At 73.9% G+C, this 13,850-nt stretch carries 11 protein-coding genes; 5 read left to right on the forward strand and 6 right to left on the reverse strand.

The window, feature by feature from the left end:
• Window positions 1-14 precede the first annotated feature (14 nt).
• Together ACFY6U_RS07965 and ACFY6U_RS07970 are read right to left on the reverse strand one after the other, a co-directional pair.
• Complete coding sequence (locus ACFY6U_RS07965; protein WP_390035783.1) at window positions 15-1,148, reverse strand: acyl-CoA dehydrogenase family protein; 1,134 nt, start codon at window positions 1,146-1,148, stop codon at window positions 15-17.
• 11 nt (window positions 1,149-1,159) lie between these two features.
• On the reverse strand, window positions 1,160-1,966 hold the full coding sequence (locus tag ACFY6U_RS07970; RefSeq protein WP_390035785.1) for an SDR family NAD(P)-dependent oxidoreductase: 807 nt from the start codon (window positions 1,964-1,966) through the stop codon (window positions 1,160-1,162).
• A 69-nt stretch (window positions 1,967-2,035) separates the two neighbouring features.
• On the opposite strand from ACFY6U_RS07970, the gene ACFY6U_RS07975 reads away from it, so the two are divergent.
• The 5 genes from ACFY6U_RS07975 to ACFY6U_RS07995 all read left to right on the forward strand — a co-directional run bounded on the left by ACFY6U_RS07975 (window position 2,036) and on the right by ACFY6U_RS07995 (window position 9,554).
• Entirely contained in the window at window positions 2,036-3,103 is a 1,068-nt protein-coding gene (locus ACFY6U_RS07975) for an alcohol dehydrogenase catalytic domain-containing protein (RefSeq protein WP_390035787.1), read from the forward strand.
• 155 nt (window positions 3,104-3,258) lie between these two features.
• The gene (locus tag ACFY6U_RS07980; RefSeq protein ID WP_390035789.1) at window positions 3,259-4,629 is read left to right on the forward strand and encodes an FAD-dependent oxidoreductase; all 1,371 of its coding nucleotides are present in this window, start codon (window positions 3,259-3,261) and stop codon (window positions 4,627-4,629) included.
• A gap of 166 nt (window positions 4,630-4,795) precedes the next feature.
• Window positions 4,796-5,665 (forward strand): branched-chain amino acid ABC transporter permease, encoded by an 870-nt coding sequence (locus tag ACFY6U_RS07985; RefSeq protein WP_390035791.1) that lies wholly within the window; start codon window positions 4,796-4,798, stop codon window positions 5,663-5,665.
• A 12-nt stretch (window positions 5,666-5,677) separates the two neighbouring features.
• Complete coding sequence (locus ACFY6U_RS07990) at window positions 5,678-8,257, forward strand: ATP-binding cassette domain-containing protein (protein ID WP_390035793.1); 2,580 nt, start codon at window positions 5,678-5,680, stop codon at window positions 8,255-8,257.
• A gap of 88 nt (window positions 8,258-8,345) precedes the next feature.
• The gene (locus tag ACFY6U_RS07995; RefSeq protein ID WP_390035795.1) at window positions 8,346-9,554 is read left to right on the forward strand and encodes an ABC transporter substrate-binding protein; all 1,209 of its coding nucleotides are present in this window, start codon (window positions 8,346-8,348) and stop codon (window positions 9,552-9,554) included.
• A gap of 79 nt (window positions 9,555-9,633) precedes the next feature.
• Here the strand turns inward: ACFY6U_RS07995 and ACFY6U_RS08000 are convergent, their stop codons facing one another.
• From ACFY6U_RS08000 to ACFY6U_RS08015, 4 genes are all read right to left on the reverse strand, one after another.
• Window positions 9,634-11,190 (reverse strand): carboxylesterase/lipase family protein, encoded by a 1,557-nt coding sequence (locus ACFY6U_RS08000; protein WP_390035797.1) that lies wholly within the window; start codon window positions 11,188-11,190, stop codon window positions 9,634-9,636.
• A gap of 16 nt (window positions 11,191-11,206) precedes the next feature.
• The gene (locus tag ACFY6U_RS08005; protein WP_390035799.1) at window positions 11,207-11,845 is read right to left on the reverse strand and encodes a GPP34 family phosphoprotein; all 639 of its coding nucleotides are present in this window, start codon (window positions 11,843-11,845) and stop codon (window positions 11,207-11,209) included.
• A 123-nt stretch (window positions 11,846-11,968) separates the two neighbouring features.
• Window positions 11,969-12,628: a response regulator gene (locus ACFY6U_RS08010; RefSeq protein ID WP_390035800.1), complete on the reverse strand. Its 660-nt coding sequence runs from the start codon at window positions 12,626-12,628 to the stop codon at window positions 11,969-11,971.
• Complete coding sequence (locus ACFY6U_RS08015) at window positions 12,628-13,794, reverse strand: sensor histidine kinase (RefSeq protein WP_390035802.1); 1,167 nt, start codon at window positions 13,792-13,794, stop codon at window positions 12,628-12,630. The genes ACFY6U_RS08010 and ACFY6U_RS08015 overlap by 1 nt, the downstream gene beginning before the upstream one ends.
• Window positions 13,795-13,850: the final 56 nt, after the last annotated feature.

A 13,850-nucleotide genomic window follows, 5' to 3' on the forward strand; every position in this document is an offset into this window, starting at 1 on the left:
CGGCCGACGAGTGGTCAGTCGCCCCGGCCGGCGAGGCCGAGCAGCCCGGCCAGGCGCAGGCCGTGGTCGTCACCCGTGCCGAACAGTGCCTCGTCGGCTCTGGCGCGGCGCACGTAGAGGTGGGCCGGATGCTCCCAGGTGAAGCCGATTCCGCCGTGGAGCTGGACGTATTCGGTGGTGGCCAGGCGATAGGCGCGGGTGCAGGCGACCGCCGCGGCAGCCGCGGCCACGGGTAGGTCCGGCCGCCGCGCGGCCAGGCAGGCACTCGCGTACGACGACACCGAGCGGGCACCCTCGACCGCGACGAGGAGGTCGGCCAGCCGGTGCTTGACCGCCTGGAAGGATCCGATGGCTCGACCGAACTGAGTTCGGTGGGACACGTAGTCCAGGGTCGCGTCCAGCGCGTGGGCGCTGCCTCCCACATGCTCGGCGGCCAGTGCCACCCGTCCGGCGTCCAGCACCGCGGCGGCGATCACCGGAACCTGCCCCGGCTCGCCGACCGGATCGGCCGCGGCTCCCGTGAAGCGGACCTGTGCCTGGCGCCGGGTGGGGTCGAGGACGCGGCGCGCCGTACGACGGCAGGTCGCGGCGTCGGGTGCGCAGGCGAACAGCCGCTCCCCGTCCGGGGCGCGGGCGGCGACCAGCAGCACATCGGCGCCCTCGCCGTCGGGCACGAAGTCCGCCTCGCCCCGCAGCACCCAGCCGTCGGGGCCGCGCTCGGCCGTGACGTCAGCCGGGTGCAGGATTCCCGCGACGGTGGCCGTGCGGGCTCCCGAGGCGATGCCCGGCAGCCAGCGTTCGCTGGCCCTCGGGTCCCCGCCGGCCAGCAGGGCCTCCCCGGCCAGCACGACGGTCGGCAGCAGCGGCGCGGGACACAGCACGCGCCCCGTCTCCTCCAGGGCGACGGCGAGTTCGGCGTGGGTGTAGCCGGCGCCGCCGTACGCCTCGGGAACGGCGAGGCCGTGCACGCCGATCTCGCCGGCGAGCCTGTCCCACAGCGCCCGGTCGAATCCGCGCGGGCTCGCGGCCTGGTCGCGCACCTGCCCGGGTCCGCAGGAATCGGTGAGCACATCCCGTAGCACCATGCGTAGTTGACGCCGCTCCTCGGTCTCCAGCAGCAGCGCGGGATCGGCATCGAGCCGGACCATCCGAACCTCCTTCACACCGTGAACCGTCCGCCGTTGGCCAGCAGGACCGCGCCCACGAGATTCGCCGCGTCCTCACTCGCCAGGAACAGGGCGATGTCGGCGATCTCCTCGGGCTTGGCGTAGGGCCGGACCCGTGGATCGGCGAAGCCTTGCCGAAGCGCCGCGGGAGTGCGCGCCGCCATGCCCGTCTCCGTCGGCCCCGGCGCCACCGTGTTGACGCGGACGCCGAACGCGATCGCCTCCTTGGCGGCGGCCTGGCTCAGCGCGTGCGCGCCGGCCTTCGACGCCGCGTAGTGCGGATAGCCGGCCAAGGTGTCGAAGGCCGAGGAGGAACCGACGGTGACGACCGCACCGGACCTGCGGGGCACCATGACGCGCAGTGCGGCGCGCAGCACGTGGAAGGTGCCGTCGAGGTTGACCCTCAGCACGCGCCGCCACGCGTCGTCGCCCAGCCGCGTGGTCACCTCGGGCGGCCGGTCGTCTAGCAGCGCCTCGGCGATCCACTCCTTGACGGCGGGGTCGTCCACACCGGCCGCGTGCACCACCACGTCCAGGCCCCCGTGCGCCGCGGTCGCGTCCGCGAACGCCCGGTCGACCTGTGCGGGGTCCGCGACGTCCATGGTCAGCGCGTGGGCGCCGGGCAGTGCTCCGGCCACGGCCGCGACGGCGGCGCCGTCGAGGTCGGCGACGAAGACCTCCGCGCCCTGGTGAGCGAGTCGCCGGGCGACCGCCGCTCCGATACCGGAACCCGCACCGGTGACCAGAGCGACGCGTCCGCCGAAACGGCCCGCCCTCCCGTCACCGCGTTCGTCACCCATGGCGGCCACCTCTCCCTCCACCCTCTTCGACCCTACTGAACTGACTTCATTTTTGTTACCGTCTCGGCCATGTCAACAGGCAGAACAAGAGCGGTCCGGCTGACGCACTGGGGCGGGCCACCCGTCCTCACCGAACTGGCGCGGCCGACGCCCGCGGGCGAGGAAGTGCTGGTGCGGGTCGAGGCGGCCGGGCTGTGCCGGTCGGACCTTCATGTCGTCGACGCGGCTCCGGGCGGCCTCCCCTACCGGATTCCGTTCACCCTCGGTCACGAGGTCGCCGGCCGGGTACTGGAGCGGGGCCCGCGGGCCGTGGGCCCGGCCGTCGGCGAGCGCGTCGTCGTGTACGGGCCGTGGGGCTGCGGGCGGTGCGCGAACTGCGTCACGGGCGCGGAGAACTACTGCGACCGGCGACCGGAGCTCGACCGGGAGCTGGCCGGCACCGGGGCGGGTCTGGGCCGCGACGGAGGGATGGCCGACACGGTGCTCGTGCCGTCCGGGCGGCAACTGGTCCCGGTGGGCGAGCTGGACGCGGTCCAGGCGGCGCCGCTGACCGACGCCGGGCTCACCGCGTACCACGCCGTCACCGCCGCAGGGCACCCCCTCACCGACGGCGTGAGCGTGGTCGTTCTCGGCGTCGGCGGGCTGGGCCACCTCGCGGTCCAGATCCTGCGGGCCACGACGACCGCACAGGTGCTGGCCGTGGACGTACGGGAGGAGGCGCTGGCCCTGGCCGACGCCTGCGGCGCGCACTTCGCGACGCTGTTGCGGCCCGACACCGCCCGGATCCTGCGGGACCGGACGAGCGGGACCGGCGCGGCGGCCGTGCTCGACTTCGTCGGCAGCCGCTCCAGCCTGGAACTCGCCGTCGCCGTACTGCGGGCCGGCGGGGAGCTGGTCGTCGTCGGCAGCGGGGGCGGTGAACTGACGGTCCGCAAGCCCGGCGCACTCCCTCCCGGAACGCGGATCTCGCTGCCCTTCTGGGGAACCGTGCCCGAGCTCGAACGGGTGGTCGCCCTGGCCCGCGAGGGCGCCCTGCACGTGGAGGTCGAGCGGTACCCGCTGTCCAGCGCCCCGGAAGCGTTCGAAAGGCTGCGCGCGGGCGCGGTCCGGGGGCGCGCGGTCGTCGTTCCCGACTGAGCCGACGGCCGACTCCCGGGCCGAGCTCCCGGCCGCGGCACCGACCCCGGCCGAAACAGCACCGCCGCAGCGCACCGGTACCGACCTATCGACTACAGAAGTGAGTTCAATTAGCGTCGTGTCCCACTCGGTGACACGGAGGCGGAGGACTGCCCATGGGCGCGGACACGGTGGATCTGCTGGTGATCGGGGGCGGCATGGCGGGGCTTTCGGCCGCCGCCCGGGTGGCGGCCGGGGGCGGCTCGGTGGTGCTGGTGGAGAAGGCGGAACGCGTGGGCGGTTCCGCCCGCTTCGCCGGCTTCCTCTGGACCGCCCCGACGGTCGAGGAGTTGCGCCGGGTCAATCCGGACGGCGATCCGGAGCTGGCCGCGGCCCTGGTCGACGGATTCGCCGACGGAGTGGCCTGGGTGCGGTCGCTCGGCGTGGAATGCAGGCCGCCGGTGCCCGTTCTCGGCTTCGGCCGCGGGCACCAGGTCGACACCAACCACTACCTCGACACCTGCGAACGACTCGTCCGGGACCGGGGCCAGGAGGTGCTGACCGGCACCTGGACCCGCACCCTCCTGACGGAGAACGGCCGGGTGACGGGGGCCGAGTGCCTCCTGCCGGACGGCTCGGCACGCCGTATCGAGGGCACCTGGACCCTGCTCGCGACCGGCGGCTTCCAGGGCGACCCCGAGCTGCGCGCCCAGCACCTCCACCCGCAGGCCGCGGACGTCGCGCTGCGGGCCAACCCGCACAGCCGCGGCGACGGACTCGCGCTCGGCCGGACCGCGGGAGCGGGGTTCGGCGCGAAGGACGCCGGTTTCTACGGCCATCTGATGCCGGCGGGCGTCTCCCTCGCCGACCCCGCGCGCTTCGTCGACCTCGCGCTCTACTACAGCGAGCACGCCCTGCTGTTCGACACCACGGGTGAGCGCTTCGCCGACGAGACGGCCGGCGACCATCTCACCGCCATGGCCCTGCTCGACCGGCCGCAGGCCCGCGGCCTGCTGGTCGCCGACGCGCGCGTGCACCGGGAGTGGATCAGCGCCTCGTACGTCCAGGGCATCCCGGGCGTCGACAAGTTCCAGCTGTGCCATCGCGCGGGGGCCCGCTGCGCAGTGGCGGAGGATCTGGAGGACTTCGCGTCGATGCCCGAGGAGTGGGGCTATCCCGGCGCCGTGATCCGCGACCGCATCAGGGAGTTCAACGCCGCCGCGGCATCGGGCGGGTCCCCGGTGCCCGGGCGCCTGCTGGACTCCCGTCCGCTGGACGAACCCCCCTTCTACGTCATCGAGGCCGCCCCCGCGGTCACGTTCACCTTCGGCGGCCTGCCGATCGACCCGGCGGCCCGCGTCCTGTCCGGGCCCGGCAGCGCGGGCGCCGACGGATGCCGGCCGGTCCCCGGGCTGCTCGCGGCCGGCGCGGACGCGGGCGGGCTGTACCGGCGTGCCTACGCGGGCGGCCTCGCCCCCGCCCTGGTCTTCGGGCTGGCGGCGGCCCGCACCGCGCTCGCCGGGCAGCCCACGGCCGACGACCACTGAGACCGCCCCCAGGGCGGCCCGCACAAATCCCGTGCACGAGTCTTGCCCGCCCGGCACCGCAGTGCCTAGCTTACTGAAGTGAGTTCACTTTGATTTGGCGACGGCCGCGGTGCCGGTACGTCCTGCACACGTGGCGTGAAACGCGCTCTTCCCCGAGGGAGGGACTGTGAGTCAGTTCCTGCTTGTCCTGGTCAGCGGTGTGGCGAGTGGAGCCGTGTACGGCCTCATGGGCCTCGGGCTGGTCATCATCTACCGGGCCACGGACGTCGTGAACTTCGCGATGGCGTCGCTCGCGACCCTGGGCCTGTACGTGGCGGTCTCGCTCCACGACCGCGGCGTGGCGACGGTGCTCGGTCTCCTCGCCGCCGTCGCGGTCACGGTCGCGGCGGGCCTGCTGGTGCGCGAGACCGTGATCCGGCCGCTGGGCCAGGGACAGCTGTTCTCCGCGCTCGTCGTAACCATGGGGGTCTCGCTGATCGCCGAGAACCTGGCCGGGTCGGTCTGGGGCGAGCAGCCCAGGGCCTTCCCCAACCTGGTGGACGGCACCGTGCGCTGGTCGGGCGCGGCGCTGCCGGTGCAGAGTCTGGTGACCGTCGGGGTCGCCGCGGTGGCGATGGCTCTGGTGGGCTTTCTGTTCTCGCGCACCACGCTCGGCTCGGCCATGCGTGCCGTGGCCGAGTCGGCCGAGACGGCCCGGGTCGTCGGCCTCGGCGCCCAGCGACTCGCCCGCATCTCCTGGGCCCTGGGCCTCGGCCTCGCCGCGCTGGCCGCGTGCCTGTACGCGCCGCGCTCGGGACTTGCCACCACGGCGCTCACCGCACCGCTGTTCCGGGCCTTCGCCGGGATCTTCCTGGGCGGCCTGACCAGCATGTACGGCGCCGTCGTCGGCGGGCTGGCCATCGGTGTCCTGGACAACCTGGCGGCGAACTACGTCTCCGCCAGCTTCCGCGACACGTTCGTGTTCTCGTTCACCGTGCTGGTGCTGCTGATCCGCCCCCAGGGCCTGTTCGGCACCCGCACCTTCCAGCGCGTCTGAGGGGTCGCATCCATGGTCTTCAACCGTTCGGTCCTGGCGAGGGCCGCCCTGGGACCGGCCGCCGGCACGGTGCTCATGGTGTTCATGGCGGCCGGTGCGATCCCGGCGTACCAGATGTACTCGGTGGCGCTGGCGGCCGTGTACACGATCGTCGTCCTGTCGGTCGGCCTGCTCGCCGGCTGGTCCGGCATCTGGTCGGTCGGCCACCCCGCGTTCTTCGCCATCGGCGCCTACTTCGCGGCGTACGGCAGCGCGCACGGCTGGGCGCTGGAGGCGGTGGTGCTGGGGGCGGTCGCCGTCGGTGCCGCCCTGGGGGCCTTTCTCGGATACGCGGGCGCCCGGTTCTCGGTGCTCTACATCGCCCTGCTGACCCTCGCCTTCACCACCGTGACGCTGGAACTGGTCAACAGGTGGAGCAGCGTGACCGGGGGCGACCAGGGCGTACCGGTGCTCCAGTTGCGCAGCGCCCTGGGCCTCGGCACGTTTCCGGGCGGTGGCACCCAGGCCCAGTACCTCGCGGTGGGCGCGGCGGCCGTGGTCCTCGCCCTGGCCGTGCCCGCCCGCGCCTCGGCGCTGCGGATGCGCCTGGTGGCCGCCAAGTCGCATCCGATGGCCGCCCGTACGGTCGGGATCGCGCCGGAGGCCCAGTCGTCGCTGTCGTTCGCGGTGAGCGGAGCGTGCACGAGCTTCGCGGGCGTGCTGCTCGGCCTGATCACCGGGTTCGTCAGCCCGGACCCGTTCTCGCTCGCCTTCGGCATCTCACTGATCGCGGCGTGCGTGCTCGGCGGGGTCGGCTCGGTCCTCGGCGCCGTGGCCGGCGGCATCTATCTGACCTGGAGCCCCTCGCTCTCGTCCACCGTGGGGATGCCCCAGCCGGTGGTGCAGGGTGTCGTCCTCATCGCGATCCTCCTCTTCCTGCCCGCGGGAGTCGTACCGTCCCTCACCGCGCCCGCGCGAGGCGTCCTGCGGCGCGTACGTCGACGGCCGGCCACCGGGCGCCCGCCGTCCCCCGAGCCTTCCGCCGGACGGCCGGAGACCGGGCCGGCGCCGTCCGCCGGGTCCTCCGCACCACCCCCGCCCGCCGGTCGCTCGTCGGGGACGGGCGGCGAGGCCCCCACCCTCCTCCACCTGGAGCACGTGTCCGTCGCGTACGGCGGACTCAAGGCCCTGGAGGACGCCTCGCTGTCCGTGCGGCAGGACGAGATCCTGGCCGTCATCGGACCCAACGGAGCTGGCAAGACAACCCTGTTGAACGTGCTGTCCGGGCTGACCGGCAACGGACGCGTCAGCGGCACGGCCGACTTCGCGGGACGGCCGCTGCTGACGGCCAGGGCCACCGCACGCCGGCGGCTGGGGATCGGCCGTACCTTCCAGCACGCGGAGGTGTTCTCCGAACTCACCGTCGCCGAGAACGTGTTGTGCACCCGCCGCCGCGTCACATCCCGCGACCGGGACGCCGTCACCCGACTGCTGCACTCCGTGGGCCTCGCGGACGTGGCGGACCGTCGCCCCACGGAGCTGCCCTTCGGCCTGCAGAAGCGCCTCGACCTCGCGCGGGCGATGGCCGAGCGGCCGCGGCTGCTGATCCTGGACGAGCCCTTCGGCGGCCTCGACACCGGCGAACGGGCCTTGCTGGCCCAGCACATCAGACGGCTCAACGCCGAGGGCACCGCCGTGGTCGTCATCGACCACGTCCTCGACGACCTCTTCTCCGTCGCCCACCGGGTGCTCGCCTTCGACTTCGGCCGCACCATCGGCGACGGCACCCCGGACACCGTGCTCCAGGATCCGAAGGTGCGGTCGTCCTACCTGGGCACCGTGGGCAACCGGGCCCAACTGCCGGACTCCGTGGGCAAACGGAGCCTGATCCGGCTGCGCGGGACAGGTCACTCGTACGGCGGTGTGGCCGCCCTGCGGGACGTCGACCTCGACGTCCGCGAAGGAAGCGTGCTCGGTGTCGCGGGGGCCAACGGCGCGGGCAAGAGCACCCTCGCCGGCATCCTGCACGGCTCGCTCCGACCTACCGATGGCATGCGGGAATCGGGCGGCTCCGTACGCACGAGCCTGGTTCCCGAGGGCCGCGGGCTGTTCAGGACACTGTCGCTGCGCGAGAACCTGGAGGTCGCGGCGTACGCCTCCGGCATCACCGGCTCGGAGCTGCGCGAGCGGCTGGCGGATACCGTCCAGTGGCTGCCGGCACGGCTGCGGGACCGGATGTCCGCCCCGGCCGCCGGGTTGTCCGGCGGCGAGCAGCAGATGCTCGCCATCGCCCGCGCGCTGATCGCCCGGCCGGACGTCCTGATCGTCGACGAACCGGCCCTGGGACTGGCCCCCGCCCTGGTGGACGAGGTCTACGACCGGCTGGTCGGGCTGACTCACGACGGCCTGACGGTGGTGCTGCTGGAGCAGTCGCTCAGCCGGGCCATGTCCGTCTGCCACGAGGTGGCCGTCCTGCACGAGGGCGTCGTCGCCGCCCGAGGACGGCCGGGCGAGGCGGAGTTCGCCGCCCTGGCGGAATCGGCGTACTTCAGCGGCGGCCCTGGGCCCGCCACGACCGCGGCGGCCACCGCCCGGACCTCCCCGGTGCAGTGACGTCCCGTTGCACCCCCTGCACCCCTCGCGCCCTTTGCGCCCCCTGCGCCCGTAGTAACCGTTGTGATCGTTGTGAACGAGGTGGACCGTGTTCCGGACAATCAGCAGATCCCGCCGTGCGGCGGGAGCGACCGCCGTTCTCGCCGTGCTGGCACTGACCGCAAGCGCATGCGCCGGTCAGGACTCGGCGTCGGCGGGCAGCAGCTCCTCCGAGATCCACATCGGCGCGTGGCTGCCCCTCACGGGCTCCACCGCCACGTACGGCGTGGCCGAGAAGGCGGGCGCCGACGCGTACTTCAAGATGCTCAACGCCCAGGGCGGCGTCAACGGCCGCAAGATCGAGTGGACCGTGAAGGACAACGCGGCCGATCCGCAGCAGACCGTGCAGATCGCGCGTGAACTGGTCGGCCAGGACAAGGTCGTGGCCATCGTCAACGCGAACGGCACCTCCCAGGCGGAGGCGGCCTTCCCGTTCGTCCTCACCCAGTCCAAGGTGCCGGTCCTCAATGAGGTGGGCGGCGCCGAGAACTGGTACAAGCCGCCGCGCGCCGGTCTGTTCGGCACCCAGACCCTCTACGAGGACCAGGCCGCGGCGGTCGCCGCGTGGGCGGTACAGGACGGTGCGAAGAAGATCCTCGTCGTGCACAGCGACCCGGCCGCGTTCGTGAACGTGGCCGAGCAGGTGGCGCCCGTCGCGAAGAAGCTGGACCCCTCGGTCGACGTCGAGCGGCTGCCGGTCAAGTACCAGACCACCGACTACACACCGGTCATCAGCAAGGTGAAGTCGGCGAAGCCGCAGGCGGTCATCCTGATCCTCACCTCTCCCGAGGCGGCGGCCTTCCTCAAGGAGGCCAAGCTGCAGGGCCTTTCGCTGCCCACGTACGCCTACGCCCCGGTGGCGGCCGAGTCGACGATCGCCCTGGCCAAGGATGCCGCCGAGGGTCTCAAGGCCGTCCAGCTGGTCAAGGCGCCCTCGGACGACGACCCCGCGGTGAAGGAGTTCCGGACCGCGATGGCCACGTACGAGCCCGGCCAGACCGCGGGCTTCCTCGCCCTGTGGGGCTGGAGCAACGCCAAGGTGTTCGCCGAGATCGCGAAGACCGTCAAGGGGCCCGTCACGGCCCAGTCCCTCACCGCCGCCTACCAGAAGGCGGCCAAGGTGGACCCGGGGGTGTCGCCGGTCATGAGCTTCGGCGCGAGCAACCACCTGGGTACGCGCAGCGTGCAGAAGGTGGAGGTCAAGAACGGCGTCTGGACGTCCGTGGGCGACTTCTACACTCCCCCGGCACGCGACTGACCGACGAGGGCCGGCCCACACCCCCGTGCCGTGGGCCGGCCGTCCGGGCGGGCGGACCGCGCGATGGTCTTCGCCCCGGCTACTCGAGCGCGTTCCAGAACGCGCAGTGGTGGCGGGACTGCGCCGTGCGCGTGGGGACGATGCGGTCCGGAGCCAGGGACAGCACCGTCCGCCGGGACCACCGCGGCGACGACGGGCCGTTCGGGTCGGCGGTGCGGGCGAAGCGGGCCCAGTAGTCGATCATCGTGTCGGCCAGCCGGTGCTGGGCCGCGGTCAGCTCGCGGGGGCGGCCGCCCAGGTCGAACAGGTAGGGAAGTTCACTCGCGTGCGGTGCGCCGAGCGGGAACGGCGGGGTGCCCGGGGTGAGGGGTGGCGTGTGCTCGTCGGCGAACTCGTAACGCCAGACCGGCACCCGGGCCGCGAGGAGGCCGCCGGTGCGCGCCGTCGGACAGGCGAAGTTCGCGTCGCCGATGACCGCGCCGAACACCGGGCCGCCGTCGGCGCCGTGCACGGGGTACTCGTCGACGATCGCCTTCGCCTGCCCCGGGGAGGGGAAGAAGGCGGCCACGACGTCGGGCCAGGTGGCGGGGGTGACGGGGTGGCCGGCCTGGACGATGCCGGCGGCCCAGCCGTTGCCCTCGTCGTGGTTGTTCCCGATGAGCACGGGGACATGGTGGAAGCGGCCGCCGGTGATCGCCGCCGCGGGATCACCGGGCAGCAACGGGCTGCCGTAGGCGGGCTGTCGGTCCGTGCCCTGGGCGGCGAGCAGCCGGGAGACGCGCACGCGCCGCAGACAGGCGAGGACGTCACGCGAGGAGCCGCAGCCGACCTTCGCCGCGAGGTCCGCGCCCGCGCCACGTGCCGTGGACAGCGGGACGGCGGACGGTGCGAAGGGACGGTCGGGGCTGCCGGTGCAGGGGCCGCTCTCGATGATCGCGCGATCGAAGAGCCCGGCGGCCGCGGGCGAGGCGAGTTGGGCACAGACGCTGTAACCGCCCGCCGACTCGCCGGCCAGCGTCACGTTGTGCGGGTCGCCGCCGAAGGCACGGATGCCGGTGCGGACCCAGCGCAGCGCCGCCTGCTGGTCGGCCAGACCGAAGGTACCCGAGCCGGGCAGCCCCGCGTGCGCGAGGAAACCGAGCGCGCCCAGGCGGTAGTTGACGGTGACGACCACGACGTCGCCCCGGGTGGCCATGCGGTGGGCGTCGTACGAGCTGCCCGCGCCGGTGGTGAAACCGCCGCCGTGCAGCCACACGACCACCGGCCGGGGGCGCGCCGGTGCCGCGCCGTCGGGTGTCGTGACGTTCAGACGGAGGCAGTCCTCGTCGGTGCTGCCGCCGGGCACCTCGCCGGCCGGCTGCGGGCAGGCGCTCGCGGGCCGGGTCGCGTCCCGTTCGCCGGTCCAGGCGACCGGGCGGCGCGGCGCCGCCCAGCGCAGCGGGCCGACCGGCGGTGCCGCGTAGGGGATGCCCTCGAAGGTGCGGTACCCGTCGTGTGCGGCTCCCCGCACCAGCCCTTCGCGGGTGTGCACCGTGGTGGCGACGGCGGGCCCGGTGGGTGGCGCCGGCGACCGGGCCGTCGCGAGCAGGGCGGTCAGGGCGCAGGCCAGGGCGGTCGAGGTGCGGTGCTTTGTCATCGTCTCCCCCTTGTGGTCAGCTGCCGCCCATGCCGCCCTGCGCGGCGATCATGGTCGTCGGCAGCGCGCGTACGGCGTGCTCCAGGCCGGGCGCGAGGTCGCCGAGGCGCCCTGTGCAGGCGTCGATACGGGCCCGGTGGGCCTTCTGGTCCTGTCGTGACACGACCGCGCGGACCCGGCCCGCCGCGGCCAGTGCCAGCAGCACGGCGTCGGCGGCGGGGACCTCCCGCACGGGGCCGTCCCCGTGCAGCGCCGCGGACACCCTGGCGCGGAGTGCCGCGGACCGGGCGTGGTCCGTCACGGTCGACCGGCGGGTGCCGAGGCGGAGGCGGGGCGCCCGCAGGGTGAGGAGTCCCGCCGTGGCGAGCCGGTCCTCGACCTCCGTCAGGGTCCGCCTGCGATGCCGGCGCACGAGCTGTTTCCAGCCGTGCCCGCCGACGGCGTCGCGCAGCACTCCGTCCAGGACGGGGTCGCCGGTCGGTTCCGCGCCGGACACGGTGACCGTGCCGCGGTCCTCCCCCAGCCGGCCGCGCAGTGCGAGGTCGGCGAGGGCGGCGGCACGGACCAGGAGTTCGGTCCGGGAGCGGTCGTACGGGCCGTCGGCCGCGTCGTCGTGGGCGAGCAGGTACATGAGGCAGGCCAGGTCATCGGTCACATGTCGACGCTAGGACCGGTCACCCGGGCCGCGGATCGGCCGCGGGGACGGAGCGCCGCTGGGAGCACGGGAGGACCGCGGCCCGGTCTCCTCCCTGAGGAGGAGGGCCCGGTGCCGGTGCCGTCAGGGGCGGCGCGGTCGTACGAGGCCGTGGTCGTAGGCGGCGACGACGGCCTGGACGCGGTCGCGCAGGCCCAGTTTGCGCAGCACCGCGGTGACGTGGTTCTTGACGGTGGCCTCCGACAGTCGCAGCCGCTCGGCGATCTCCGCGTTCGACAGGGCCTGCCCGATCAGGGTGAGCACCTCCCGCTCGCGGCCGGAGAGGTCCCGCAGCGAGGGCGGGGGCGCCGGGTCGGGCGTGGTGCGCAGGAACCGGTCGAGGACGCGGCTCAGCACGGTGGGCGCCAGCAGTGCGTCACCGCGCGCGGTGACACGGATCGCGTCGACGAGGTCGGGGGCACCGATGTCCTTCAGCAGGAAACCGCTGGCTCCGGCCCGCAGCGCGGCGACCACGTGCACGTCCACGTCCCAGGTGGTCAGCACGAGCACCCGGGCCCGGCTGCCGTCCGCCACGATCCGCCGGGTCGCCTCGATGCCGTCCACGACGGGCATGCGTACGTCCATCAGCACCACGTCGGGCGCCAGTTCCCGGGTCAGCCGCACCGCTTCGCCGCCGTCGGCCGCCTCACCGACCACCTGCAGGTCGTCCCGAGCGTCGATGATCATGCGGAATCCGGTACGGACCAGGGCCTGGTCGTCGGCCAAGACCACACGCAACGTCATCACACACGCTCCACCGGCAGCCGCGCCGCCACCTCGAACCCGCCGCCGGGCAACGGGCCCGCACGGAGACTGCCGCCCACGAGCCGCGCTCGCTCCCGCATCCCCACGAGCCCGCGCCCCGATCCCGCCATACCCGAACGGCCTTGTGCCGTACGGCCGTTGTCGACCACGGTGACCTCCACGCACTTCCTTTCCACCCGCACCCGTACGCTCACCTCGTCGGCGCCCGCCGCGTGGCGCAGGGTGTTGGTCAGGGATTCCTGCACGATCCGGTACGCCGCCAGGTCCACCGTGGCCGGCACCCCCTCGGTGGTGCCGTCGCGGTCCACGTGCACGGTCATCCCGGTCGCCCGCACGCTGTCGGCCAGTTCGTCCAGACGCGCCAGCGAGGGCCCCGGCTGCCGCGGCTCCCCCGTCCCCTCCTCAGCCGCTTCGGTCCCGAACGCCCGGAGCAGCAGGCGCAGTTCGCCGAGCGCCGACCGGGCGCCGGACTCGATGGCCCGCAACGCCTCACGAGCCCGTTCGGGCTGCCGGGTGAACACGTCGTCGGCGGCACCCGCCTGGACGACCATCACCGACAGGGTGTGCGCCACGACGTCGTGCACCTCGCGCGCGATCCGCGCCCGCTCCTCCACCACGGCCCGGCGCGACTCCGACCTCGTCCGGGCCCGCTGCGCCCTGCGCCACTGTCCCGCGGTCCACGCCAGGACCACTGTCAGCAGAAGGACCGCCAGGCCCGCGGGACCGCCCGCGCCGAAGGCCGGCGGCGTCACCAGGCACATCGCCACGAGTGCCGACACCGACACCCGCCGCGGCCTGACCGCCGACAGCACGCACAAGGCGACCTGCGCCGCGAGCAGGGCCCCGGTCAAGGTCACCGTCGGCAACAGCGCCCACACCGCGAGCCCCGCCGCCGCGGTCGCGGCCAGCACGGCGACCGGGGCCCGCACCACCCACCTCAGGGCGCCGACCTGTACGAGGACCAGCGCCACGGCCGCGGACAGCCGGCCTGCGTGTTCCGCGCCGGCGACCACCACCGAGGTGCCGAGGACGGTGAGCACCAGACCGGCCGACCCCCACCACAGGGCCCGGGCCGCCCGGGGCGACGGCTCGTCCACCGCTTCCCCGACGAGTACGTCGTACGGCTGCCTGCTGCTGCGGTCCACGTCTCGACCCTATCCAGAGGCGCGGACAGAGCCACTCCGACGACCGCCACCCGCAC

The sequence above is a fragment of the Streptomyces sp. NPDC013157 genome, from assembly GCF_042899865.1.
In the GTDB taxonomy this organism is placed as follows: domain Bacteria; phylum Actinomycetota; class Actinomycetes; order Streptomycetales; family Streptomycetaceae; genus Streptomyces.

What these genes read in the sequence shown, in the direction of transcription:
- ACFY6U_RS07965 (WP_390035783.1), bottom strand. Translation starts at nt 1,148, where the DNA reads ATGGTCCGGCTCGATGCCGATCCCGCGCTGCTGCTGGAGACCGAGGAG.
- ACFY6U_RS07970 (WP_390035785.1), bottom strand. Translation starts at nt 1,966, where the DNA reads ATGGGTGACGAACGCGGTGACGGGAGGGCGGGCCGTTTCGGCGGACGC.
- ACFY6U_RS07975 (WP_390035787.1), top strand. Translation starts at nt 2,036, where the DNA reads ATGTCAACAGGCAGAACAAGAGCGGTCCGGCTGACGCACTGGGGCGGG.
- ACFY6U_RS07980 (WP_390035789.1), top strand. Translation starts at nt 3,259, where the DNA reads ATGGGCGCGGACACGGTGGATCTGCTGGTGATCGGGGGCGGCATGGCG.
- ACFY6U_RS07990 (WP_390035793.1), top strand. Translation starts at nt 5,678, where the DNA reads ATGGTCTTCAACCGTTCGGTCCTGGCGAGGGCCGCCCTGGGACCGGCC.
- ACFY6U_RS08000 (WP_390035797.1), bottom strand. Translation starts at nt 11,190, where the DNA reads ATGACAAAGCACCGCACCTCGACCGCCCTGGCCTGCGCCCTGACCGCC.
- ACFY6U_RS08010 (WP_390035800.1), bottom strand. Translation starts at nt 12,628, where the DNA reads ATGACGTTGCGTGTGGTCTTGGCCGACGACCAGGCCCTGGTCCGTACC.